The sequence below is a fragment of the Micromonospora sp. NPDC049799 genome (assembly GCF_040656655.1).
Taxonomy (GTDB): domain Bacteria; phylum Actinomycetota; class Actinomycetes; order Mycobacteriales; family Micromonosporaceae; genus Micromonospora.
The window spans coordinates 1-22950 of sequence record NZ_JBFAMU010000001.1 but is presented as its reverse complement, the minus strand read 5'-3'; the positions used below and the strand labels follow the sequence as shown (position 1 = coordinate 22950).

Genomic DNA, 22950 nt, shown 5'->3' with positions numbered 1-22950 from the left:
GGGGTCGAATACGAGAAGCCGAGCGTCGCCAGGCAGCGAGCAGCTGCGTTGCCCCGACTCGGGGCCTGGAACCATGCGCGTCCGCGATGCGCCCGAGTGGAAATGGCTGTATGCCCTCTGTGATGTCCGCGGTCTCCCGGCCGCGCCCGTCCCGTCCGTCCTGGCTGTCGCCGAGGGTGTTCCGCACCGAGGTCCTCGCCGGCCTGGTCGTCGCCCTGGCGCTGATCCCGGAGGCGATCTCCTTCTCGATCCTGGCCGGGGTCGACCCGCGCGTGGGGCTGTTCGCCTCGTTCACCATGGCCGTGACCATCGCGATCTGTGGTGGCCGGCCGGCGATGATCTCCGCCGCGACCGGCGCGATCGCCCTCGTGGTCGCGCCGCTGGCGAAGGAGCACGGGCTGGACCACCTGATCGCGGCGGTGATCCTCGGCGGCGCCATCCAGATCCTCCTGGCGGTGCTCGGCGTGGCGAAGCTGATGCGGTTCATCCCGCGCAGCGTCATGGTCGGTTTCGTCAACGCCCTGGCGATCCTGATCTTCGCCGCTCAGGTGCCGCACCTGCTCGGCGTGCCGTGGCTGGTCTACCCGCTCGTCGCCGTCGCCCTCGCGATCATGGTCGGACTCCCCCGGCTCACCCGCGCGGTCCCGGCGCCGCTGGTCGCCATCGTGGCGCTGACCGTGGTCACCGTGGCCGTCGGGGTGGCCGTGCCGACCGTCGGTGACGAGGGGGCCCTGCCGGACAGCCTGCCCACCCTCGGCCTGCCGCAGATCCCCTGGACCATGGACACCCTCACCCTGATCGCCCCGTACGCCCTCGGGATCGCGCTGGTCGGGCTGATGGAGTCGTTGATGACCGCGAAGTTGGTCGACGACATCACTGACACCTCGTCCAGCAAGACCCGCGAGTCCTGGGGTCAGGGCGTGGCCAACATCGTCACCGGGTTCTTCGGCGGCATGGGGGGCTGCGCCATGATCGGCCAAACGATGATCAACGTGAAGGCGTCCGGTGCCCGTACCCGGCTGTCGACGTTCCTGGCCGGCGTGTTCCTGCTGATCCTCGTCGTCGCCCTCGGAGACGTGGTCGCGGTGATCCCGATGGCCGCCCTGGTCGCCGTAATGATCATCGTGGCGGTGTCGACGTTCGACTGGCACTCCGTCGCCCCGGCCACGCTCAAGCGGATGCCGTACGGCGAGACGATCGTCATGGTGGCCACCGTCGTCACCACCCTGGCGACCCACAACCTCGCCGTCGGCGTCGTCGCCGGCGTGCTCACCGCCATGGTCATCTTCGCGCGGCGGGTCGCCCACCTCGTCGAGGTCACCAGCGTCCTGGACCCCGACGGCGGCACCCGCATCTACTCCGTGCACGGTGAGCTGTTCTTCGCCTCCAGCAACGACCTCGTCGGCCAGTTCGACTACGCGGGCGACCCTGACACGGTGGTGATCGACATGACCCACGCCCACGTCTGGGACGCCTCCTCCGTGGCCGCCCTCGACGCGATCACCACCCGGTACGCCAACCGGGGCAAGACCGTCGAGATCATCGAGCTGAACAAGCCCAGCGCCCGCATCCACGACACCCTCGCCGGCCAACTCGGCGTCGGCCACTGATGGCCGCCACCGGCCGCGACACCGGGCCGGGGCGGCACGCCTCCGGCCCGGTCACCGGCCGGCTCATGCAGATCGGCGAGGCAGCCGAACGGGTCGGGCTGAGCATCCGCACCATCCGCCACTACGAGGAAGTTGGCCTCATCGTCCCCTCCGCGCGCAGCGAGGGCGGCTTCCGCCTCTACACCGAACCCGACCTCGACCGCCTTGCGGTGGTCAAACGCATGAAACCCCTCGGCTTCACCCTCGACGAGATGCGCGACCTCCTCGCCCTCCTCGACGCCCTCGACACCGCCACCGGCACCGACCGGGCCGCCCTGCTCGACCGGCTCGACATGTTCCACACCGCCGCCACCACCCGCGTCACCGCGCTGCGCGAGCAACTCGCCACGGCCGAAGGCTTCGCCGGAACACTCCGCGCCAAACTCGACCACCATGGCGGTCACCTGCCGGAACGAGACCGCTGAACCGGCCGCCCGGGGTGCGGTTGCCTCGGGGAGCCGGCCCGCCATGAGGAACGGCCTCCTCGAGGAGCGCCGCTACCGGCCATGGTCGACGACGTCGGCCAGGCTGCTGCCGTCGCCCAGCCGTGACCGTGTGAGGACGCTCAGGCTTCCATCGGTCTCCAACACCACCGCCGCGAGGCTCCGGGTGTCGCCCACGCCCTGGCTACGCGCGGCCTGGCGGATCTCGCTCTCCGCGACCCGGAGGCGGCGCATGGTGGCGTGCCGCATCCGCCCGTCGCGCAGCAGCATGGTCGGTCGTGCCTTGATCAGCCGCTGCGACGACGGCCAGCGCACGCCGAGCAGAGCAACGACGTACTGCAGCGCCACCAGCAGCGTCAACGCGAGGATCCCCTCCACCAGGGAGACGTCGCGGGACAGCAGGATCGTGGCCAGGGTGGAACCCAACGCGACGGTGACCACGAGGTCGAACGCGTTGAGCTTGGACAGGGTTCGCTTACCGGACAGCCGCAGGATCACTACCAGCGCCGGGTAGACGATCAGCGCGACGACCGCCAGCCGGAGCAGGTCGGCGGGATTCTTCAGCAGCATCGCAGTGCCGTACCCACGATGTCCGCCCGGCACGCGAGAGGCGATCCGCGAGCCTCCCCGCGCGACAAGAGCAGCCGCCCGAAAAAGGGGCCGGTGCGCGTTGGTGCTCCGAAGACGGGTAGCGGCGTGAAGCGCCCGCATGACTAGTGCGAATGCCGCATTTTGGTATAAGAACGTGCAGCAGTCGCCCAGCCGCCCGCCTGCGAAACAGAAGGACGTCATGCGCAACCCACGCCGTCATTCCACCGGGCCGGGGGAACGACCCCGCCTCAGCCGCTTCCGACGACGGACCGCCGGCGTCGTACGGATGGTCATCGCGCTGGTGCTGGCCGGTGGCGCCTACACCCTGTTCACGCCCGCCGCCCAGGCGCAGGAGGAGCCTCGGCTGAGCGCCGCCGCGGCCGAGGGCGAGGCGTTGTTCGAAGTCGGCTGCATCACCTGCCACGGCCGCAGCGCCGGGGGCGTCGAGGGGCGCGGCCCCAGTCTGATCAACGTCGGTGGCGCGTCGGTGGAGTTCCAGGTCGGCACCGGCCGGATGCCCCTGGCCCGCCAGGAGGCCCAGGCGCAACGCAAACCCCCGCTGTACACCGACGAGCAGGTACGTCAACTCGCCGCGTACATCGACTCCCTCGGCGTGGGACCCGTGGTGCCGGACAACGTCGACGCGCTGGTCGACGACGCCAACCTCGCCCGCGGCGGCGAGTTGTTCCGCGTCAACTGCTCGCAGTGCCACGCCTTCGGCGGCGGTGGCGGGGCCCTGTCTTCCGGCAAGTACGCTCCCAGCCTCTACCCGGCGAGTGACCGGATCATCTACGCCGCCATGCTGAGCGGTCCGCAGAACATGCCGATCTTCGGCGACAACACCCTGACGCCGGAGCAGAAGGCGGACGTCATCGCCTACATCCAGCAGGTCATCCAGACCGACCACGATCCCGGCGGGTTCAACCTCGGCCGCTACGGTCCCTCCACCGAGGGGCTGGCGATCTTCCTGGTCGGCATCGTCGCGCTGGTCTTCGCCAGCCTCTGGATCGCGGGCAAGTCGTGACCGAGCACCGCACCCAACAGAGCCGCGAACCGGTCGACGTCACCGATCGGGCGCTGTCCCGGTTCGAGGTGGTCCGCGAGGGCGCCCGCCGCGACGACATCGAGATCGTCCACTACGAGCCGCAGATCGTCGCCGGTTCCAAGGCCGAACGGCGGCTGGTCCGTACCGTCGCGTTGCTCTTCCTCACCGCGGGCCTGGCCAGCACCGCCTTCCTCGCCGTGTTCATCTGGTGGCCCTGGCGGTACCGCCTCCTGGGGGAGATCGAGGAGTACTACACCCCCCTGCTGGGGACGACGATGGGCATCGCCCTGCTGGGTGTCGGGTTCGGCATCCTCGTGTGGGGCAAGAAGCTGCTGCCCAAGGAGGTGTCCATCCAGGACCGCCACGAGGGGGCGGTCACCTCCGACGATCGGGTCATCACCGGTCAGACCATGCTGCACATGGCCGACGAACTCGGGGTCAGACGCCGTCCCCTGCTGGGTGTGTCCCTGCTGGCGGGCCTGGTTCCCGTCGGTGCGGTCGCCGCAGCGCCCCTGGTCGGCGGCCTCATCTCCGACCCCCACGAGGACAACCAACTGTTCCGTACCGGCTTCGCTCCCGCTGACGAGCAGGGCGCCGTCACCCGCGTCCGTCTGGTCCGCGAGGACGGCCGGCCGGTACGCCCCTCCGACCTGCTCCCCGGAGCGCAGGTCACCGTCTTCCCCGGCATCCCACACGGCGTCAGCAACCAGTACGCCGACTCCGTCACCCTGCTCATCCATCTACGACCCTTGGACGCCCTGCGGGCGCGTGAGAACAACCAGGAGGTCGGCAAGCAGGACTGGATGTGGGGCAACTACATCGCCTACTCCAAGATCTGCACCCACGCCGGCTGCCCCGCCAGCCTCTACGAACAGCAGACCAACCGCCTGCTCTGTCCCTGCCACCAGTCGCAGTTCCTGATCACCGACAACGCCAGACCCATCTTCGGCCCCGCCAGCCGGCGTCTCCCGCAACTCCCCATCGAGGTCGACGACGAGGGCTTCTTCGTCGCCTCCTCCGACTACCAGGAACCCATCGGCCCCGACTTCTGGGAACGTCCCTGACCAACAGGACTCGACCGACGGACGACGCAACCGAGGCCGGAGGGCGCCGCGTGAACCGACAGGACGTCGCCGAGTTCCACGGGGGCCCGCTCGACGGAAACCGTCGGCTTTAGATCGATCTGCAACCGGTGTACGTCGAACCGCTGGAGGAACCGATGACCGCCTCGCCCGCGACGAGGACCGCCGCGCCGCAACGGGGGATGGTGTACGTGCTGCGGGAGGACCCCACCACCGGCCGTCCGGGCTCGGACGCCGCCGGCCTGTATCAGTACGACTTCCGCGGCTACCGCGTCACGCACTGAACGAGGCCGGTTCGCTTCCCAGCCGCTGAAACCTACTGAGCTGCACGGCCTGAAAAGCCGCACCCCTTGTCACCCTGTCACGTCTTTCGTGGACGCGAGTGCGCCGTCGGCGCCTGGTGGTTCCCGACGCCGGGAACCTGTGGTCTGATGTCGCCACCCTCGACGACAGGAGACACCACGATGGCAGTCGACCCGACCGGTCGCGACCTCAAGGAGTTTCTCGCCGCCGATCCCGACGCGCCCGTGGTGATGCTCAACCTCCTACGCTTCGCCGACGGCGGGCGGACGTCGTATGAGCGGTACGCGGCCGCGCTGCGGGAGACGTTTCTGCCGCGCCACGGCGGTGAGGTGCTCTACGCCGGCGACGGCGGCCCGGCCCTGGTGGCCGAGGAGGGCCAGGCGTGGGACGCCGTGCTGCTCGTGCGGTACCCGAGCCGGACGGCCTTCAGCCGGATGGTGGCCGACCCTGAGTACCAGGAGGTCACCCGGTGGCGAACGATCGCCCTGCGGGAGGCGGTCCTGCAGCCGACCTCGCCGTGGGTCAGCGGCTGACCGGCTGGCGAGCAGGCGCGCGGCCCCGGCCGGCAACGAGGCGATCGATGGCTGGTTCCGCAGCGACGTGACCGCCACAGGCCAGGTCGTACCGGCACACCTCGGTACTGGTCTGCGGCGGGGTCTGGTCGCGTGCAGAGGAGGCCGTGTGAACCGGGCGGTACGGGCGGCTGCGGCAGGAATGGACGGGGAGGCTCCTGCCATCGCGACAGGCGGTACCGGCAGGGCGCGGAGGGCGACGACCGGGGTCCGCTGGCCGATTCCGATTGGCACATGAGCGGGCGGTCGGGACGCGTCGAGGGCACGGTACCGCACCGCGCCGGTCGGGTGGGCAGCTGCGGTGCGGTCGCCAACTGTGGCGGGCGGAGCAGGTGTACGACCGGTAGTTGGCCCCGTTACGGGGCGGACGTCGAACAATCGGTTGAGGCCTGTGCGACAGAGGGTGCGGTACACCTCGGCGGTGACGTTGACCAGGCAGATGCGGGATCGCACGTGTCCGCAGGCGTGGCGGGCGTCGAGCAGGGCCCGGGCGGCAACCATCGGCAGGCGCCCTGTGTGACGCAGGTCGACGACGAGCATGCGGGGCCGCCGGGCGAGCGCCACGTCCATGAGCAGCTGCCGGAGGCGCGCTGCCGCGGCGGCGTCCACGACATCGTCAACCGTCACCACGGTGCAACCCCGGCCGGCGTCATACGTCCGCACGCCCAGGTCCCCGCCGCCGCTCCCGACGGGGAGCAGTTCCGATTTCCGTTCGGACAGCACCGCACGCAACTCGGCGAGGGCCTGGGTGAGTACCCGCGACACCGTCATCTGCGAGGTATTCAGCTTGGCGGCTATCTGCGCCTGGGTCCGGTTGCCGAAGAAGTATCGGCGCACCACGTGGCGGGCCCGGGGTGCCAGGCGCTCGACGGCGGCGTGCAGCGTCACCCGGTCGCACACCGCTTCCAGGGCCTCGTCTCGCGCGCCGAGCAGGTCCTGCTGATCGCAGCCGCCGTCGAGCCCCGCCGGCCGGTTCAAGGAGTCCGCCCGATACGCCGACATGCTGCCCTCGGTCGCGCGCACCTCCGCCTCACCTGCTCCGAGGGCGGCGGCGAGTTCGCCGGTCGATGGCGGCCGGTGCAGGCGCTGCGTCATCTCGTCGCGCACGCGCGTGACCTCCAGGCACCGCTCCTGCAGCCGCCGCGGCATGTGCACACTCCACACCCGGTCCCGGAAGTGCCGTTTCAGCTCGCCCAGGACGGTCGGGGTGGCGTAGCCGGTGAAGCTGCTCGCCCGGTTCGGGTCGTATCCGTCCACCGCCTTGACCAGCGCCAGCGCCGCGACCTGCTGCAGATCGTCGAGGGTCTCGCCGCGGTGCTGGTAGCCCCGTGCGAGTCGTCGGGCCAGCGGCAGGTGCCAGCACACCACGGACTGCCGCAGGCGGTCGCGCTCCTGCCCGGCGCAGCGCGGATCGCGTAGCCGGCGGATCGCCGCGACGGTCGCCTGCTCCCGCGGCCCGGTCCCGCCGACGCCGACGTCGGCGGGGGCAGTGGTGTCCAGGACAGCGTCGATCGAAGACATGTCGCTCCCGTGGTCGTCGAGGGGTGACGGCAGTCGTCGGAACCGTGCGGCCGCGAGCCGCGCACGCACGGGCGGTCGCGGAGCCGGTACGGGTTCCTGAGGAATCGCGCCTGCCATTCGGGCGCTGGGTACTGTGCCTGCCGTCCGGTGCCTCGACCTCAGCAGTCTCCTCGACGCCCGGCCGGAAACCGTCTTTGGGAGATCGTCACGGACTTGTCATCGGGCCGTGCAACGACAAAGCGGCAGGCCGAGGAGGCGGTCGTCCACCCCCGCAGCTCGGCGGAGGGGTCCCACGAACGCCCTGCGGCCATCTGGTGCCTCAGCTGTCGGCAGTGACTGACGCACGGACACGTCGCCGCCTGCGGATGCCGCAGATGGTCGGACGGCTCGTTTCTGGTCGGTGCCGGACCGTCCTGGCGCTACCCGGAGGCACGTTTGACCGAGGGCAGATCGCCACGGAAACCGTGGACGGCCGCGCGTCGGAGGCGACCGGGACGGGTAGAGCCAGCCGCCACGACCGACGAAGGGAGACGAACATGTTCGGCCTCACCCTCACCAGGGACACTGCACAGGAGCAAGCTGCCCTGCTCGATCCGGCCCTGGGCCGTGCGCTGCTGTGGCAACGCCTCGACGTTGTCGGGACCGACCTGGCAGTCGTCGACCAGCAGCTCAATGCCGCTGACGGCGTCACGGTCACCGGCGGCATCCTGCCCTACTGCCTGCACTACCGCCTGCGCCGAGACCCCGACGGCGGGTGCATCACGCTGTCGGTCAGCGCCGAGGGTGCCGGCTGGCGCCGCCGGGTACACCTGCAGCGCGACGCCGCACAGTGGCGGGTTGACACCCACGAGAGCGGCGATCTCGATGCCGCACTACGCCGTGTCGGACGGCCGGAAGCGCCACTGGCCGGCATCGACGACACCGACCGCCTCGACGCTGTCGGCGAGATCGCCGTCGCCCGCGCACCGCTGTTCGCCACGCTGCCACGGCGGCACAGCGCCGCAGGGGCCCCGACGAATGCCCGGGTCGGCCTGGTCGTGCCGCCGTCCCTGGCCGTCGTCGTCGTCAACAGCCAGCGGCAGCCGCTGCCCGGCGGTGGTGTGCGCATCGAGTCCGAAACCGGCAACGCCACGATCTCCTTCGACAGAGACGGATACGTCAATCACTGGCCCGGCGTCGCCCGACGAGCACCGATCGACCTCGCCTGACTGTGAGCATGGCGGGGTCGGCTCGGCCGTTTGCCCGCCGCACCAACACGGTAGTGGCAGCCGGACAGCCTGCGGGCAACCGGCATTGGGAAGGGACACCACGATGAAGCGCCAGAGCCCCATCGCGCTGACCAGAATCAGCGACAGCGGCCAGGTCCTCGCCGACCCGGCCCGGGACATCCGCGGGCGTAAGGTCCGCGACCGGGACGGAAACGACCTTGGCAAGGTCGACGACCTGCTCGTCGACAGCCAGCAGCACAAGGTGCGGATGCTGCGGGTGGAACACGGCGGCATCCTCGGCTTGGGCGCCACCCACTCGTTCATACTGGTCGACGCCGTCACCAACATCTCCGACGACACCGTATGGGTGAGTGAGTCCCGGGACCGGGTGTCCGACGCGCCGCGCTACGACCCCGACCTCGTCGACGAGTCGGAGTACTACGAGTCCCTGTACGGCTACTACGGATACCCGCCGTACTGGGGAGCCGGCTACGTCTACCCGAGCTATCCCCTCCACCGCTTCTAGGGGTCGGTAGGCATGGTGGCGTGCCGGACCACACCGGCACGCCACCGGGTGCCGAGCGAGGCACCAGACGTTTCAAGCCAGAGCCCCAATCGGGCGGGCGCGAACCTCACGGTGGGCATCACCGTCGAAGCGCCGGTTGGCGTACCTGTGGACCTATGCGGATGGGATCGTCCGGGTGGCTTGGATGGCGCGGCGCAGTCGGCCGTCGGCAGCCAACTCCCCGAACATGTAGATCTCCGTGGTGATGGTGCCGCCCTTGAGCAGCTCTGCGATAAGCCGGTACCGGGCGGCGACCTGGTCGCCGTCCACCAGCGCCTGCTCCACCTCGACACGGAGACCAGCGGCCCGTCTACGGGCCGGACGGATGTGATCCAGCAGCCGCTTCCGGTCCAGCAGCACGCCGTCGTTGACCAGCTCATAGTCCGGCGTGTGGTAGCGGTCCAGCACAGTCGCCGGATCCTCGTCGCCCAGTCCTGCCTCCTGCGGATAGCGGACCAGATAGCCGGTCAGATCGGTACGGGGCGTCATGCGATCTCCCTGACTGAGCTTATCTTTGACATCGTGTATACGATAATGCCAGGCGGTAGATTAGACAACGTGTCGGAGATAACGGGTGGTCGGCGCCGCCGGCGGCGTTCGGACGCCGAGCGCAGCGCCGCCGCTGTGCTCGACGCCGCCGTCCAGGTGCTCGGTCGGCATCCAGACGCGAAGGTGGAACAGGTCGCCGCCGCAGCTGGCGTCACCCGCCAAACCGTTTACGCCCACTACCCGTCCCGGCCGCTGCTGGTGGCCGCGGTCATCGAGCGCATCACCGCCGAAGCCGTCGCCGCCCTCGACGCCGCCGATGTTGACAGCGGCACCGTCACCGACGCGCTGCTGCACTGGCTGGACGTCACCTGGCGGCTGTTCGACCGGTACCCGCTGCTCCTGCACCCCTCGGTGACCGCCGTTGACCAGGCGGACTCCGACCGTCAGCATGCCGCGGTCATCGAACGCCTGGAGCGGCTGATCAGGCGTGGCCAGGCCACCGGCGAGTTCGACGGCACCCTCAGCCCGGCCTGGTTGGTCTCCGCGACCATCGCGCTCGGGCACGCGGCCGGCGGCGAGGTCGCCGCCGGCCGCATGACCACCGCGGAGACGGCGGCAGCGCTGCGCCACAGCATCCTGCGCGTGTACGGTGCCCGCGAGCCCTGATCAGCGACGGCTTCCTGCCACTCCCGGGTCCATCACGCCAAGGTCCGCCACGACGGTTACCGAGGCCCGCGACAGATAGCTGCAGAGCCGCCTGACCCCGCTAACTTCGCAGAGCCGCCTCAGGTCGCGTCGAGCGGCGCCCGAGGCCGAGCTGTCGGCAGACACCATCACCGTCGTTGTACGGCGCGTCGTCCCTGGCGTTCAAGCGTGGCGTGCGTGTCCGACCCTGGTTGCGGCGGAGATACAGCGCTCGTTGACGGGAAGCCGCCGAGCGTGGAACTCGGCCAAACGCCAGCTCATCCCCCACTGACGATCACCATTTCGTTGCCTTCGGGGTCGGCGACCCGCCAGCGATCCTCTGACTCGTCAAGGAGCCGGCCACCGGCTGCGACGGTCGTGGCGAGGCGCGTCTGCGCGAGGTCCGACGGCACGGCGAGCTCGACGTGGATGCGGTTGCGCTGCCGGCGCCGCTCCGTCTCCGAAGCGTCGAGCTCCTGGAACACCAGCACCGGGTTCAGCCGCCGCGGATCGCGGATGTCGCTGACCCCGGGTCGCCGGTCGTGGGTGTATCCGAGTGCGGCGACCCAGAACGCGCGGACCGCGGCGACGTCGGCGGCGTCGAGGAAGAGCTGAGCGAAGCGCGACAGCCCCGGATCCGCAGTGGCCCCGACCTCGCGCGCGGCTGTCTGGAGGTTTCCGGCGAGGTCGGTGAACTCGAGCTCGAGGCCGTGGGCGTCGTCGTCCCACTGGTCCTTGCCGCTGTCGATGATCACTAGCCCGGGGCGCAGGTCGACCAGCAACGGGAAGCCCCTGTCGTCGGCCAGCGCCGCCGCGGCGACGGCCAGGTCACGCTGCTGCGTCGGCGAGGTGGTGCGGTAGCACGCCATCGCGCTGAACACCGCCTGCCAGTCGGCAGTCCCGATCCCCTCGCCGAGCGCATCGCCCGGCACCAGGTCGACCTCGTTGCCGTCGGGGTCGGCGTGACGGACCCCGAACGGTCCCGATGCCTCACCAAGACCCGCCTGCTCGACCGCCGCGGCCGGCCGCACCACGTCGAGGTGGATGCGGTTCCGCAACGGCCGTGGCTCGGTCGACTGCCGGATCCGCATCGCGGGGTCGCGCCGCAGCGGATCCACCAAACCGCCGTCATCCCCAGGCGCGTAGTCGAGCACGCCCTGCCAGAACCGCCTCACCACAGACGGGTTCGCGGACTCGAACACGACGCTCAGGTGCTGAAGCACGGCAGGGTTCGCGGCGAGCCCGAGATCCCGCGCGGCCGCCGACACCGCCTCGGCGTGCCCGTCCGAGTCGAGGCGCACGCGCATGCCTGTCGCGCGCAGGTCGACCACGATCCCGGGCGACAGCTCCATGATGCGCCCGGCCAGCGCAGCCCCCTCGATCAGCGAAGGCGCGTCGAACCATGCCGTCGCAACGCCATCGACCACCCGCCAATCCGTTCCGACCTCTGTCATGCCCGACACTGTAGAGCCCGTTCCGGACGATCTCCTTCCCGGATAGTGACCATGCCCCGGCCGAAAAGCATTGATGTACGCCGTTGGCGGCCGATGGGTGGCTCGCACCGGTCGAGGTCGGTGAGGCGGGAACGCTGCCACCAGTGGTGCTGCTCTACCAAGACGGCTTCCACCTCGGCGCGCAGGAACACCCCCTGCAGCCAGTCGAGCACCGGCACGCCGCCGATGTACCGCTACGCCGGCCCCACCCACCAGGGATAGCGCCAAGCGCGATAGCTATTCCCCTGGCTCCGCACTCGCATGGCAGGGCTGATCTCCAGCCAGCCGCATCAGACCTGGGTGACCGCTTGCTCGATCTTCTTCGCAGCTGTCGGCTTCACCCGACCGGCGACCCGCACCAACACGGTGCCGTCGCCGGTCCGGTAGTGGTATTCGGTGCCGAGAATCGGGGCGTTCTTGAGCAGGCCCTGGATGTACGTCGAGCGCCGATCCGCGTCGGCGGCGGAGGGAAAGACCTCGATCACGAGGCCGCGGTCAATGCCGTACCTGTCGCTGGTGGTGTCGCCGCCGGGCAGGTCAGCGGACGCCCGCGAGGTGTAGCCGTTCGGCCGTCCCAGCAGGTTGTTCGGATCGGTGTCTTCGTTCTGGACCGCGCCGCGCGTGAGCCCGACCTTCGCGGCGGTCAGCTTCGCGAGCACGGCCTTGGCGTCGACCTTGGCTGAAGCCGCAGGCTGCGGGCTTTGAACGGCGGGGCTGCTGACCGCAGGGCTGGGAGCCGTTGGGGTTGTCTCACCGGTGCCCGTGCTGGTGGCGCAGGCAGTCAAGCCGAGGATAGCGGCGATGGCGCAGGTAGTGAGGCTGAATGGGGTACGCATTCGACAGATCATGCTGTCCGCCGCCGTCGACACGCTGCCCGCCCACGCCCGGCAACCTGTCGCGTTGCCGACACCCACGGCTTGGGCGCTCCCTCACACGAAGCGGGTTGTCGGCGGTCCTTGGGCTCGCGCCAGCCAGCGGTCGGCCGGTCGTGACATCGACCTCCGATACTTGTCACGCTGTCGGCCTACGAGTTCGCGTCCCCAGGTAGATACGGATGAACATGGCCGGGCCGCGGGAGGTCAATCGGGCTGGGCGGCGTCGGCGGGGATTCCCGGGGGACGGCCTGTGGCATAGCTTGGTTCAGTGCCGTTGACCTACCCTGCTGTTGATCTTACTGATGGGACGGTTCGTCTTCGTTCATGGCGGGAAGATGATCTGGAGTGTGTTCGAGCCGCAGCCCAGGATCCGCGAATTGTCGAGGCCACATCGGTTCCGGAAGTGTTCTCAGTCGACGCAGGACGGGCATTCCTCCGTCGGCAGTGGAGTCGAGCCGATAGCGGTGAGGGCGTCTCCCATGCGATCGCTGACGCGGTCACTGATCAAGCGCTCGGTTCGGTCGTGCTCATGCTTCGGCCGCAGCCGGGGGTGGCTGGTCTCGGTTACTGGCTCATCCCGTCTGCGCGGGGGCGGGGAATCACCACTCGTGCGGCGAGGCTGGTGTCGTCGTGGGCGTTGGACGTCGTGGGCATTGAGCGGGTGGAGGCGTGGGTGGAGCCGGACAATAAGGCGTCGCGGCGGGTTCTCACCGCGGCTGCCTTCGAGCAGGAGGGTGTGCTGCGCAGCTTCCTGACTTTCCCCGGCCGTCGCGCTGACGCGGTGGTCTTCTCCAAGATCCGAAGCCCTCGTCCTCGAGATGCATGAGTGGGGGTCCTGGGCCGGGGTTCAGGCGACGTTGGCGTGGCCGTCGATGCCGGTAAGGCGGTTCTTGAGTCGGTAGCTGGCTCCGTTTTACATGGCGGTCCCGCTACTCGCCACGCCAAAGCCCTTCTACCTGCTCGACCCCACCGTTCTAACCCCTCCGTTCGAGGCTGCCGCCACCAGCACCGGCGCACCGGACATTGCCCCCACAGTCAGCCCCGACGACATGCGGTTGGAACCCATCAGTTCCTCCCTGTCGACACAGGCGCGCACCCAATTTGTTGACATATCGCGTTATCAGACTTCTTATTCAATGCTCGGCCGACCGTGACCGCCGGATTGAGTGCTCACTCAAAACGTCGTAAGCTTCCGTTTGAGCGATCGCTCAAACCTGGGAGCGCGTTCTGTCCGAGCAGGTATTACTCCGGCAATGCCGGCGGTGCGCCGGAATAGGGAAGGCGGCCATATGAGAGCCCCCCGACTGGTGAGCGTCGTCCAGCGCCGCCTCCTCGTGAACTACCGCACGGAACCGGAGGCCACCGCACGGCTGCTGCCCGCCCCACTGCGACCGCAGGTCGTCAACGGATGGGCCGTGTCGGGCATCTGCCTGATCCGGTTGAGCGGAGTCCGGCTCCCAGCCGTGCCCGCACCGTTCGGCCTGCGTAGCGAAAACGCCGCGCACCGGATCGCGGTTGAGTGGGACACACCCGACGGCGTCACCCGCGGCGTCTACATCCCACGCCGTGACACCGGTTCCCGGCTCAACTCCTGGGTCGGCGGCAGGCTCTTCCCCGGGCGGCACCACCTCAGCCGCTTCGACGTGAGAGAGAGCGCGAGCGAGCTGCGGATCGCCTTCGCCGATCCGGTCGATGCGGTACGCGTCGGCGTCCACGTCCGCACGGCAGCCACCCTCTCGGGCAGCCATCTATTCCATGACGTCGATCAGGCGTCAGGGTTTTTCCGGCGCGGTGCCACCGGCTTCTCGACCACGCCAGATCCGAGCCACCTCGACGGGATGGAGTTGCTCACCCAGGGCTGGCAGGTCACGCCGGTGGACCTGGCCTCGGTACGGTCCACGTTCTTCGACGACCCGGCCCGGTTCCCCCCGGGATCCGCGATACCCGACTGTGGGCTGCTCATGCGAAATGTCCCAGCCACGTGGAATCCGCTGCCTCCGATGGCGGTGCGACCCACCGGTGGCCCGGTCACCTGCAGCCGATGAAGGTCGTCATCGCCGGCGGTTCCGGGGCGCTCGGGCAACGGATCGCCCACGACCTGACCGGTCGGGGCGACGACGTGGTGATACTGAGTCGTTCGGCCACGCGGGTCCGGTGGGGGCGGCAGGTGCACTGGGACGGCCGAACCGTCGGCCCCTGGGCAGCTGAACTGTCCGACGCGGCGTTGGTGAACCTTTGCGGTGAACTGGTGTTCCGGCGGCCGACGCCGGCCAACATCGCGCTGCTGACACGTTCCCGAACGGAACCTACCCGGGCGCTCGCCCGCGCCTGCACTGGTCTGGACCGGCCGTTGCCACTGCTCGTACAGATGAGCACGCTGGCAATATACGGCGACGCCGGCGAGGCGGAGCTCGACGAGTCGGCCCCGCCCGCCGACGATCCACCGCAGATGGCCGGTGTCGCGCGGGCGTGGGAGGACGCCGCGGCGGAGATCACCGCGGCGCGCCAGGTCACGCTTCGTACCGGCATCGTGTTCGACCGCGACACCCCGGCCTTCGATCGACTGACCGGACTCGTGCGGTGGGGTCTCGGTGGCCGGATGGGCAGCGGTCGACAGTGGATCAGTTGGCTGCACATCGACGACCTGTGTGCGATCGTGCGCCGCTGCGTGGACGACCCCGCGCTGTCGGGCATCGTGCATGCAACCTCCCCCAACCCCGTACGCAACAGCGATCTCATGGCCACGCTCCGCCGGACGACAGGTCGTGCCGCCCGTGTTCCCACCCCTGCGCCTCTGGTCCGGGTCGGATCGGTGTTCATGCGCGCCGATCCGCTATTGGTACTAACCGGCCGTCGGTGCGTCCCGAAGCGGCTGCGCGATGCCGGCTTCCAGTTCACTCATCCAGAGTTGGGACCCGCGGTCGCCGACCTACTCAGCGGAGCAGCCCGCCGATGACTGCACCCGTGGGCCCGACCGGGCAAGGATCGGCGAACAGCGTCGCCGAATAGGCCGGCCCGGCCTTCGCGCCGGTGAGTCGTGGACATCGAGCTCAATCCGGCACGTGCTCCTACCCCCTCCGCTTGGCAGACCAGCAGACCGGCCAACTCGACGAAGCCCTCCAACAGCATCATCGGGCTCTGGAACTCTTCCGTAGATTCGATGACCGACGCTGCGAAGGACTCACCCTCGCCGCCCTCGGCGACACCTTCCACGCCACCGACCAACCTGACGAGGCGCAGCGCTGCTGGCAGCAGGCACTTCAGATCCTCGATCCACTCGGAGACCCCCACGCTGGTGCTTCAACTCCAGCGAACCGTGGCGTCGAGGTGTACACGAGACGGTCGTCGTCGAGCTGGCGGACAGGTCAAGCGCTTTCTGGAAGATCTGAACCTGGCCGAGAGACCCGTGGGACGGCGGCGGTGGGCTGGAATGCGGACACCGCTCGGGTGGCTCGTAACATGACAGCGTGCGACCTGGAGGACTGGTTCGTGTCGCTGGGGCTGTGGTGGACGTCGCAGTCCCGTCAGCGTTGGGTCGCATGGCGGGGATCAGCATGGCCGGGTTCCGTGGTCGAACGGACAGTCCGGTCGATCTTCAGATGGTCCCGTACCCGGCATTCACGGTGTTCATCGATTTCGGCGACGCGGAACTCGTCGATGACATCAGTGGAGAGCGGAAGCGAGGCAGCGCCGTCGTCGGCATGGCCGCGGGCAGCGTTCGAGGATGCGGGCGCGATGTCGACGTGCTGCAGGTACGGCTATCGCCGGTGGTCGCGCACGCGGTGCTGGGCGCCTCGGCTGAGCCGGGCGCGACCGTGGTCACCCTCGAGGATCTCTGGGGGCGGCGCGACACCGAACGGACCCAGGAGCAACTGCGCGCTGCCGGGTCGTGGGACGCCCGGTTCACGGTCATGGAGGCCGCGCTCGCTCGACGACATGAGACAGGCCCGGCGATGGATCCAGAGATCGCCTTCGTCTGGGGACAGATGGTGAGGAGCCGGGGGCGGGTTCGGGTCGAGCGGCTGGCGGCCGAGGTGGGATGGAGCCGTAAGCGGCTGTGGTCCCGGTTCCGATCCCAGGTCGGTCTTACGCCTAAGCGCGCCGCGACGCTCGTCCGGTTCGACCACGTGGCGCACCGCCTCGCCGCGGGGCACAGCGCCGCCCGTGTGGCGGCAGAGAATGGCTTTGTCGATCAGTCCCACCTCTGTCGGGATGTCATGGCCATTGCCGGGATGACACCCACCGCCGTGGCGATCGCGCCGTGGCTCGCGGTCGACCATATCGCGTGGCCTGCGCAGGAGCAGGCGCCCAGGGTGTGACTTGAGCCGGCGCTCTTGGGGCTGACCTGCAGAGCGGAACATTTCTCCAAGACAACCCAGCGAGGCGCTGGCGATGCTGGCAGTCATGACCTGCGAGCGGGCGGTGAACCCTGAGCCGCCTGACAGACGGTAGGAGACAGCCAATGTCAGAGCACACGCCCGGGCCCGGGACGACGTGAGGGGCAAAGCGCCACTGGGCACCCGAATTCTCAGGGACGTCCGGGACTGGGAGGCCATGACCGACGATCAGGTGATCGCCGCGCGCGAGAAGGCCAACCGGGCGGCATCGTCTGTGGCCGGACGTATCGTCACCGGTCTGCCGGACCGTCGCACCCGCATCGAGCACGCCATGATCGATCTTCCCGGCCGTCGGCTGATGCTGCGAGTACACCGCCCGAAGAAGGCAGAACGGAAGCTGCCGCTGATTGTCTCGTTCCATGGTGGAGGCTTCATCGCGGGCACCGCCGCGCAGAACGACTGGCTCAACAGCCACCTCGCGGCCCGCTGCCCGGCCGTGGTCGTCGCGGTGGAGTACCGCCTCGCCCCGGAGCACCTACTGCCTCAGCCGATCGAGGACGGCTACGACACGCTTACCCGGATTCTGGACGACCCCATCGGCTGGGGCATCGATCCTGGCGCCGTCGCGGTCATGGGCGAAAGTGCCGGCGGCATGATCGCCGCACTCGTCGCATTGCGTGCCCGCAAGGACGGCCCGCCGCTCCGCGCCCAGGTACTCAACTATCCGACCACGGACTGGACCGAGACGATGGTCGACTACCCCTCGATGGCCGAGAACGCTGACAACCCCACGCTTCCGCTGTCGCGATTGCGCGCAGCCCGCAAACTCAGCGTGCCATCGACGCTCGACCCGCGCACCGTGTCTCCGGTGAAGTTCGAGAATCTCGCCGACCTGCCACCGGCACTGGTCGTCACCGCCGCGCTGGACCCTGTAGCGGACCACGGACGCCGGTACGTCGAACGGCTCCGCGAAGACGGCACCGATGCCCGCCTGACCTGCTATCCGAACGCCACCCACACCTTCCTCAGCACCCCCCGCCTGGTACCGGCCGCACGGCCTGCGCGCCGCGAGATCCTCGCTTTCCTGCGCGGTCACTTACGCCCGAATTCGTCAGGCCGGCCACGAGAGGCAGAGGGATGACCGCCACTGGCCATGATGAGGCCGGCGAGCAGTCCATACCACCGGCGAATATCGACCCCACCGCGAGACACGGCCCGGCACGGTTGCTGGGGAGGGTCTACCGGCACCAACTAAGGCCGGTGCTACTCGGTGGCGCACAGGTCATGGATGCGATCTTCGGTCCTGCGGACCGATAGTCACTCAGTTAGTAACTCAGGAATGGAGAGAGGCCCGGATCATCAATGTGATCCGGGCCTCTACCTGCGTGGGCGATACTGGGACCGAACCAGTGACCTCTTCGGTGTGAACGCGGCTGCGAGGCACCGACGGCTGTCGTCGGCTGCCAGAAACCCTCAGTCCGTGCACGTTGTTCGGGCTCCAGCCACTTCCGGTGTTATCGGTTGCCGTAGCGTTCGCTGCCTCTCTGCTGCTCCCGCGCCTCCCATCACCCGCACGCGGCGGCCAGGTCGCTACGCTTCTCTGGTGACGAATGGTGCCGGTGTCGGGTTGGGTATCGAGGCCGCTCGCCGGTTAGCCGACCTGGGCCTGGTGGACATCCAACCGGGGCTCACCGACGCCGAGTTCGTCAGCATCGAGCGACGGTTCGGCTTCGAGTTCGCCGACGACCACCGCGCCTTCCTCGCGGCCGGGCTGCCAGTCTGGACACCTGGCCACGATGACCACCCCGACAAGGCAAGTTGGGGCTGGCCGAACTGGCGCCAGCTCGGCTCCACCACCCTGCAAGAGCAAATCGAATGGCCGTTCGCAACCGCGCTCGACGACATCCAGAACGGCGAGTGGCCACCCGGGTGGAGCAGTCGCCCTCACGACCTCGTCCGGCGCATGGTCAAGGCGAAGCGACTTCTCGCCGACGTTCCCCGGATGGTTCCCGTATACGCCCACCGCTACCTGCCGGCCAGCCGCGGTTCCTTCGGGCATCCCGTGCTCTCCATCCACCAACTGACCGACACCATCGTGTATGCCCACGACCTCGCCCACTACATCGATCAGGAGTTCCGAGAGCCGAGGGTGACTGTGACCTTCTGGCGTGACTACGTGTGAGAGGGGAGGGCCGACGCCCGACTGCTTGACCCCCAGGCAACAATCACAGCGCGCTTACCTGCTGCTCTGTCGGGCTCCGGGCTGCTGGCATGGTCAATGCTCGTCCGTGCTCGTCCAGTGGAATCCGACCCATCGTCACTCAGTTAGTCACCCACGCCCCGCAGCATGGCTTCCGCCTCGCGCACCATGTCCTGTTCAAGTTGGGCGTGCTCAGCCGCGTTGCTCTCCCACAGGTCGGCCAGGAAGGCGAACGTGGCAAGGGGCTCCGGGAACCCTAGAGACCCGGCACAGGCGGCGATGGCATGTGCGCCATCCACCGGCGTGAGGGCCCCGGACACCAAACGTCGCGCATACGAGACCACCACCTCCCAGACGGCCTGGTCGGCGTCTGGCAGCGCAGGCAAGCCCAACTCGTCGACCACCTGGTCCAGCAGCTCGCACGCCTCGCGGTACTCGCCTCGCGAGAGCCCAGCGAGTTCCCGCAACGATGGGCTATCCAGCCCCTCGGCAAGCGCTTGCGCCGCAATCATCGGCAGCTCCTCGCTAGCCAGGTCACCGGCCAGGACCCGCACCCCGACCTCTCGCATGTCGATCACACGCCGAGTTTCGTGGCTCCGCTGTTCCCCGTCCACCCGGTTGCGCTAGACCCCTCGCTTGTAAGTTCTGGGCGCTTCGTCCGGCATGGTCCGTCGGCGTCTCTGGCCTCGGGCCATCGTCCGGCGTCGGTCCTCCCTGGGTGGCTTCGTCCGCGCGGGTTGCTGTCACCGCTGCTGTCGGCAGCAACAGGAGACGCCACAGGTGGCAGACTGGCCGGTAGGCAGCAGGGTCGTCCGCACAGTAATGGGCGGGACCCGGGGTGCGATTTGGGCCGTCAGCCCTGCTGCCCTCACGAGCGCTCTCGTAGCTGCCTAACGTGGGTACGCCGTGGTTGTCAGCCAGTTCGTCACCCACCCATTCAGGTGTAGACGCCGCGCCCGTACTCATCACGGGAGACCTCGAAGTCATCGGGCCTGGTCCGCCGCAGAATCTCGTACCGCTCCGCGAAGACGTCAATCGCTCGCTGGAGGCTGCACCCCTCGGCCTCACGGATCGCCTGCATCGCAAAGATGATCCGTCGTTGCATGATGAGGTCGTCGATCGACTCCCAGGCGTCCACCCGGCCATCTTGCAGGACGACTGTCAGCTTGGGAATCGGATTGGTCTGCACGCGGAGTAGTCGTGGCGGCCGGTCAAGGAGTACTCGGCGTTCGTGCCAGGGCTGCCAGCAACCCGCCGCTGGCCCTTGCTGACCCTTGTGTCGGGCACGGATCGGGCACGCGCCCCTTGCGCGCTGCATGCCTCTAGGTTTGGACGAGTGACGTGGGAACCTGCCAGCAACGACCTGCCTGCGGTGTTGCGAGACGCCGCTGAGGCGGACGACCTGGTCTACATCCTCGGGATCCGCGAGAAGCCGCTTCGAGAGTCGTGGTCGCTGATTTTCCAGGAATGCCCCGGCGCTAGCGAGGAGGACAAACCGCGCGGATGGGACACCTACTGGATCGGGGTCGGCCCGTACGGCGAGCGTGGCTGCTATGGGGAGGTGATCGAATGCGAGGTCACGCCCTCGCGGCAGCCAGCGCTGCCCATGATGCCTCCCAGTGACACGAGTGACTTGCGGCTGGTCTTCACTGATCAGACTGCAACGACACTAGGTCTACCGACGGAGGTCCATTTCACCCTTCGCTTGCCTGATCAGCAGCTCCAGATCGTCAAGCGGGGCCTGGTCCGAGTGCTGACTTCTGGCAGGTCCAGCTCCTACCCTCGCCTCATACTGGTGTAGTGCAGGGCTTCGCTTGAGTCCACTTGCCCCTAGCCCTGCTACGTGCCGACCGGTTCGGTGTGAAGGAATGATCGGCGGCCGACGAGCTGGGTGTCGGCTCCGCCTGAAAACTGACAGTGAGGATGTAGGGGCGGCGCCGTTGGGGCGGTCTGACCCGAAAACTTCGCGATCATTACGTGCGCTTGGACGGCAACGACTACTCGGTGCATCCGTCGGTGGTTGGCCGGCGGGTCGAGGTCACCGCCGACTGCGACCAGGTGACGGTGTTCTGCGACGGTCGGGCGGTGGCTCGGCATGACCGCTGCTGGGCGAGCCATCAGAGCATCACCGATCCCGCCCACCGCCAAGCCGCCGCCGACCTGCGCATCGCTGCCCAACGCGCCCCGACGACCGCCGTCGACGCGCAGGTTGAACGCCGGCCGTTGAGCGACTACGACCGCCTGTTCGGCCTCGATGAGGTGGCTGCGTGATGGCCGCCAAGACCAGCCGCAACGTCGCCTCGGAGATCGCGTTCCTCACCCGTGCCCTGAAGGCGCCGTCCCTGGCCGCGTCGGTGGAACGCCTGGCGGAGCGGGCTCGGGCGGAGTCGTGGACGCATGAGGAGTTCCTCGCCGCCTGCCTGCAACGCGAGGTCGCCGCCCGTGAGGCCCATGGCGGTGAGGGACGCATCCGGGCAGCGAGGTTCCCGGCCCGCAAGAGCCTGGAGGAGTTTGACTTCGACCACCAGCGGTCCTTGAAGCGGGAGACCATCGCCCACCTGGGCACCCTCGACTTCATCACCGGCCGGGAGAACGTCGTCTTCCTCGGCCCGCCCGGCACCGGCAAAACTCACCTGTCGATCGGTCTCGGGATCCGGGCCTGCCAGGCCGGACACCGGGTCGCGTTCGCCACCGCCGCCCAGTGGGTGTCCCGCCTCGCCGACGCCCACCACGCCGGCAGGCTGCAAGACGAGCTGGTCAAGCTCGGCCGGATCCCGCTGCTGATCGTCGACGAGGTCGGCTACATCCCCTTCGAAGCCGAAGCCGCGAACCTGTTCTTCCAGCTCGTCTCCAACCGCTACGAACGAGCCAGCCTGATCGTCACCAGCAACAAGCCCTTCGGCCGGTGGGGCGAAGTGTTCGGCGACGACGTCGTCGCCGCAGCCATGATCGATCGCCTCGTTCACCACGCCGAGGTCATCTCGATGAAGGGCGACAGCTACCGACTCAAGGACCGCGACCTCGGCCGCGTCCCTGCGGCCAGCAAGACCAACGACTGAACATCAACAACCAGCGAGGGGGTCAAAATTCGGCCGGAGCAGAGGGGTCAAGGTTGAGCCGGCGTTGACACTGGGCGGGTAGCGGCGTCGGCAGCCCAAACAGTCGGTCAGCGTCCGTAGACGTCCGGCCTTGTTCGTGGGCGTCGTCACCCCGTTAGTCACTCATGAGCCAGCGGTAGTCGTAGCCGATCGCATCCCAGCACTGCCGAACCCATCGTCGCTTGTTTGGTGAAGCGGTGCGCCACATGTAGGCGATGCCTTCATGGATGCGGTCGCGGCGAGTCGGATCGAGCCAGGCAGGAAGGTTGTGGCACAGGTCGGCCAGGGTATGCACCTGCTCTTGGCGGCGATTGTCCGACACGGGCTGCTCCCCATCAGCCGCTGCCAGGTAGCGAATCATCAGTAGGGACTCCGTCAGTAGGTGCGCAACGGCCGCTTCGGCCGCCTCCTGGTCCTCATTCCGCGCAGGCATCATGTCGTCCTCCTTCGATCCGGCGAATGCCGTAGAGCGCATCCTCTGCCATCCCGTCTGCCGCCGACCCGCCCACCTAGGGAGCGGGCCGCCGATCGGTCCGCCACATCAAGACGGCCTTGACGCACGTACGGACGCTGGCGGGCCGATCGGTGGTCTGCTCGGCTCGCCCGGGTCGACGGCTGGCGGGATGGCCCAGCGCAACCACCCACGGACCGCAACCCGCCGACGGACCCCCGACCATCTCGGAGTCGTTGCGCCCCCGCGGGAGGCGCGGTAACCGCGACCAGCTCGCCGCCGCGACCGCCGCTCGGACCTGGCGTGCCCTTCCCTGCGCCGCGCCGATCGGGCGCGGCCCGGCC

At 68.7% G+C, this 22950-nt stretch carries 23 protein-coding genes and 3 pseudogenes; 18 read left to right on the top strand and 8 right to left on the bottom strand.

From position 1 onward, the window contains the following. The first annotated feature begins 110 nt into the window (after window positions 1-110). Entirely contained in the window at window positions 111-1610 is a 1500-nt protein-coding gene (locus AB0I76_RS00130) for a SulP family inorganic anion transporter (RefSeq protein ID WP_357027473.1), read from the top strand. A gap of 65 nt (window positions 1611-1675) precedes the next feature. Continuing rightward, window positions 1676-2074, top strand: a complete 399-nt coding sequence (locus AB0I76_RS00125) for a MerR family transcriptional regulator (RefSeq protein WP_357027613.1) — start codon at window positions 1676-1678, stop codon at window positions 2072-2074. Between the two features lie 72 nt (window positions 2075-2146). Here AB0I76_RS00125 and AB0I76_RS00120 read toward each other — a convergent pair whose 3' ends face one another. Then, window positions 2147-2662, bottom strand: coding sequence for a YetF domain-containing protein (locus AB0I76_RS00120; protein WP_357027470.1), 516 nt, complete (start codon window positions 2660-2662; stop codon window positions 2147-2149). A gap of 220 nt (window positions 2663-2882) precedes the next feature. Here AB0I76_RS00120 and AB0I76_RS00115 point away from each other — a divergent pair, with 220 nt between their 5' ends. From AB0I76_RS00115 to AB0I76_RS00100, 4 genes are all read left to right on the top strand, one after another. Continuing rightward, window positions 2883-3707, top strand: a complete 825-nt coding sequence (locus AB0I76_RS00115; RefSeq protein ID WP_357027467.1) for a c-type cytochrome — start codon at window positions 2883-2885, stop codon at window positions 3705-3707. Continuing rightward, complete coding sequence (locus AB0I76_RS00110) at window positions 3704-4792, top strand: Rieske 2Fe-2S domain-containing protein (protein ID WP_357027464.1); 1089 nt, start codon at window positions 3704-3706, stop codon at window positions 4790-4792. Before AB0I76_RS00115 ends, AB0I76_RS00110 begins: the two co-directional genes overlap by 4 nt. A 155-nt stretch (window positions 4793-4947) precedes the next feature. Continuing rightward, window positions 4948-5094, top strand: a complete 147-nt coding sequence (locus AB0I76_RS00105) for a hypothetical protein (protein WP_357027461.1) — start codon at window positions 4948-4950, stop codon at window positions 5092-5094. A 180-nt stretch (window positions 5095-5274) separates the two neighbouring features. Further along, window positions 5275-5646, top strand: a complete 372-nt coding sequence (locus AB0I76_RS00100) for a DUF1330 domain-containing protein (protein ID WP_357027458.1) — start codon at window positions 5275-5277, stop codon at window positions 5644-5646. Between the two features lie 459 nt (window positions 5647-6105). Here the strand turns inward: AB0I76_RS00100 and AB0I76_RS00095 are convergent. Further along, window positions 6106-7206 (bottom strand): annotated as a pseudogene (locus tag AB0I76_RS00095) (sigma-70 family RNA polymerase sigma factor); the annotation flags it as partial. A 536-nt stretch (window positions 7207-7742) separates the two neighbouring features. On the opposite strand from AB0I76_RS00095, the gene AB0I76_RS00090 reads away from it, so the two are divergent. Together AB0I76_RS00090 and AB0I76_RS00085 are read left to right on the top strand one after the other, a co-directional pair. Further along, complete coding sequence (locus tag AB0I76_RS00090; RefSeq protein ID WP_357027455.1) at window positions 7743-8414, top strand: putative glycolipid-binding domain-containing protein; 672 nt, start codon at window positions 7743-7745, stop codon at window positions 8412-8414. A gap of 103 nt (window positions 8415-8517) precedes the next feature. Beyond that, window positions 8518-8940, top strand: coding sequence for a PRC-barrel domain-containing protein (locus AB0I76_RS00085; protein ID WP_357027453.1), 423 nt, complete (start codon window positions 8518-8520; stop codon window positions 8938-8940). Window positions 8941-9093: 153 nt separating this feature from the next. Here AB0I76_RS00085 and AB0I76_RS00080 read toward each other — a convergent pair whose 3' ends face one another. Further along, the gene (locus tag AB0I76_RS00080; protein ID WP_357027450.1) at window positions 9094-9468 is read right to left on the bottom strand and encodes a nuclear transport factor 2 family protein; all 375 of its coding nucleotides are present in this window, start codon (window positions 9466-9468) and stop codon (window positions 9094-9096) included. A 69-nt stretch (window positions 9469-9537) separates the two neighbouring features. Between AB0I76_RS00080 and AB0I76_RS00075 the strand changes: the two genes are divergently transcribed. Continuing rightward, window positions 9538-10134 (top strand): TetR/AcrR family transcriptional regulator, encoded by a 597-nt coding sequence (locus tag AB0I76_RS00075; protein ID WP_357027447.1) that lies wholly within the window; start codon window positions 9538-9540, stop codon window positions 10132-10134. A 296-nt stretch (window positions 10135-10430) separates the two neighbouring features. On the opposite strand, the gene AB0I76_RS00070 is transcribed toward AB0I76_RS00075, so the two are convergent. Together AB0I76_RS00070 and AB0I76_RS00065 are read right to left on the bottom strand one after the other, a co-directional pair. Continuing rightward, a complete protein-coding gene (locus AB0I76_RS00070) occupies window positions 10431-11606 on the bottom strand; it encodes a VOC family protein (protein ID WP_357027444.1) in 1176 nt (391 codons plus the stop codon). Between the two features lie 329 nt (window positions 11607-11935). Next, entirely contained in the window at window positions 11936-12559 is a 624-nt protein-coding gene (locus tag AB0I76_RS00065; protein ID WP_357027441.1) for a hypothetical protein, read from the bottom strand. 229 nt (window positions 12560-12788) lie between these two features. On the opposite strand from AB0I76_RS00065, the gene AB0I76_RS00060 reads away from it, so the two are divergent. The 7 genes and pseudogenes from AB0I76_RS00060 to AB0I76_RS00030 all read left to right on the top strand — a co-directional run bounded on the left by AB0I76_RS00060 (window position 12789) and on the right by AB0I76_RS00030 (window position 19039). Beyond that, window positions 12789-13346 carry a GNAT family N-acetyltransferase gene (locus tag AB0I76_RS00060; RefSeq protein WP_357027438.1) on the top strand — a complete coding sequence of 186 codons (558 nt, stop codon included), beginning with the start codon at window positions 12789-12791 and terminating at the stop codon, window positions 13344-13346. A 427-nt stretch (window positions 13347-13773) separates the two neighbouring features. Beyond that, window positions 13774-14565, top strand: coding sequence for a DUF2071 domain-containing protein (locus AB0I76_RS00055; protein WP_357027436.1), 792 nt, complete (start codon window positions 13774-13776; stop codon window positions 14563-14565). Continuing rightward, window positions 14562-15476 carry a TIGR01777 family oxidoreductase gene (locus AB0I76_RS00050; RefSeq protein WP_357027434.1) on the top strand — a complete coding sequence of 305 codons (915 nt, stop codon included), beginning with the start codon at window positions 14562-14564 and terminating at the stop codon, window positions 15474-15476. Before AB0I76_RS00055 ends, AB0I76_RS00050 begins: the two co-directional genes overlap by 4 nt. A 74-nt stretch (window positions 15477-15550) precedes the next feature. Beyond that, window positions 15551-15778: pseudogene (locus tag AB0I76_RS00045) on the top strand (tetratricopeptide repeat protein); the annotation flags it as partial. A 281-nt stretch (window positions 15779-16059) separates the two neighbouring features. Next, window positions 16060-16839 (top strand): helix-turn-helix domain-containing protein, encoded by a 780-nt coding sequence (locus AB0I76_RS00040; RefSeq protein ID WP_357027431.1) that lies wholly within the window; start codon window positions 16060-16062, stop codon window positions 16837-16839. A 235-nt stretch (window positions 16840-17074) separates the two neighbouring features. Next, complete coding sequence (locus AB0I76_RS00035; RefSeq protein ID WP_357027428.1) at window positions 17075-17998, top strand: alpha/beta hydrolase; 924 nt, start codon at window positions 17075-17077, stop codon at window positions 17996-17998. A 462-nt stretch (window positions 17999-18460) separates the two neighbouring features. After that, window positions 18461-19039, top strand: coding sequence for a hypothetical protein (locus AB0I76_RS00030; protein WP_357027425.1), 579 nt, complete (start codon window positions 18461-18463; stop codon window positions 19037-19039). 143 nt (window positions 19040-19182) lie between these two features. Here AB0I76_RS00030 and AB0I76_RS00025 read toward each other — a convergent pair whose 3' ends face one another. Both AB0I76_RS00025 and AB0I76_RS00020 read right to left on the bottom strand, forming a co-directional pair. Next, entirely contained in the window at window positions 19183-19635 is a 453-nt protein-coding gene (locus tag AB0I76_RS00025) for a hypothetical protein (protein ID WP_357027422.1), read from the bottom strand. Window positions 19636-19994: 359 nt separating this feature from the next. After that, window positions 19995-20246, bottom strand: a complete 252-nt coding sequence (locus AB0I76_RS00020; protein WP_357027419.1) for a hypothetical protein — start codon at window positions 20244-20246, stop codon at window positions 19995-19997. A 764-nt stretch (window positions 20247-21010) separates the two neighbouring features. Here AB0I76_RS00020 and AB0I76_RS00015 point away from each other — a divergent pair. Both AB0I76_RS00015 and istB read left to right on the top strand, forming a co-directional pair. Then, window positions 21011-21328: pseudogene (locus AB0I76_RS00015) on the top strand (IS21 family transposase); the annotation flags it as partial. Beyond that, window positions 21328-22116 carry an IS21-like element helper ATPase IstB gene (istB, locus tag AB0I76_RS00010; protein ID WP_334606033.1) on the top strand — a complete coding sequence of 263 codons (789 nt, stop codon included), beginning with the start codon at window positions 21328-21330 and terminating at the stop codon, window positions 22114-22116. The pseudogene AB0I76_RS00015 and the gene istB, both read left to right, overlap by 1 nt. 154 nt (window positions 22117-22270) lie before the next feature. On the opposite strand, the gene AB0I76_RS00005 is transcribed toward istB, so the two are convergent. Then, window positions 22271-22591, bottom strand: coding sequence for a hypothetical protein (locus AB0I76_RS00005; RefSeq protein ID WP_357027415.1), 321 nt, complete (start codon window positions 22589-22591; stop codon window positions 22271-22273). Window positions 22592-22950 lie beyond the last annotated feature (359 nt).

Coding starts and splice junctions, on each gene's coding strand:
- AB0I76_RS00130 (WP_357027473.1), top strand. CDS start 111: ATGCCCTCTGTGATGTCCGCGGTCTCCCGGCCGCGCCCGTCCCGTCCG.
- AB0I76_RS00125 (WP_357027613.1), top strand. CDS start 1,676: ATGCAGATCGGCGAGGCAGCCGAACGGGTCGGGCTGAGCATCCGCACC.
- AB0I76_RS00120 (WP_357027470.1), bottom strand. CDS start 2,662: ATGCTGCTGAAGAATCCCGCCGACCTGCTCCGGCTGGCGGTCGTCGCG.
- AB0I76_RS00115 (WP_357027467.1), top strand. CDS start 2,883: ATGCGCAACCCACGCCGTCATTCCACCGGGCCGGGGGAACGACCCCGC.
- AB0I76_RS00105 (WP_357027461.1), top strand. CDS start 4,948: ATGACCGCCTCGCCCGCGACGAGGACCGCCGCGCCGCAACGGGGGATG.
- AB0I76_RS00100 (WP_357027458.1), top strand. CDS start 5,275: ATGGCAGTCGACCCGACCGGTCGCGACCTCAAGGAGTTTCTCGCCGCC.
- AB0I76_RS00090 (WP_357027455.1), top strand. CDS start 7,743: ATGTTCGGCCTCACCCTCACCAGGGACACTGCACAGGAGCAAGCTGCC.
- AB0I76_RS00085 (WP_357027453.1), top strand. CDS start 8,518: ATGAAGCGCCAGAGCCCCATCGCGCTGACCAGAATCAGCGACAGCGGC.
- AB0I76_RS00080 (WP_357027450.1), bottom strand. CDS start 9,468: ATGACGCCCCGTACCGATCTGACCGGCTATCTGGTCCGCTATCCGCAG.
- AB0I76_RS00070 (WP_357027444.1), bottom strand. CDS start 11,606: ATGACAGAGGTCGGAACGGATTGGCGGGTGGTCGATGGCGTTGCGACG.
- AB0I76_RS00055 (WP_357027436.1), top strand. CDS start 13,774: ATGCCGGCGGTGCGCCGGAATAGGGAAGGCGGCCATATGAGAGCCCCC.
- AB0I76_RS00050 (WP_357027434.1), top strand. CDS start 14,562: ATGAAGGTCGTCATCGCCGGCGGTTCCGGGGCGCTCGGGCAACGGATC.
- AB0I76_RS00040 (WP_357027431.1), top strand. CDS start 16,060: ATGGCGGGGATCAGCATGGCCGGGTTCCGTGGTCGAACGGACAGTCCG.
- AB0I76_RS00035 (WP_357027428.1), top strand. CDS start 17,075: ATGACCGACGATCAGGTGATCGCCGCGCGCGAGAAGGCCAACCGGGCG.
- istB (WP_334606033.1), top strand. CDS start 21,328: ATGGCCGCCAAGACCAGCCGCAACGTCGCCTCGGAGATCGCGTTCCTC.
- AB0I76_RS00005 (WP_357027415.1), bottom strand. CDS start 22,591: ATGATGCCTGCGCGGAATGAGGACCAGGAGGCGGCCGAAGCGGCCGTT.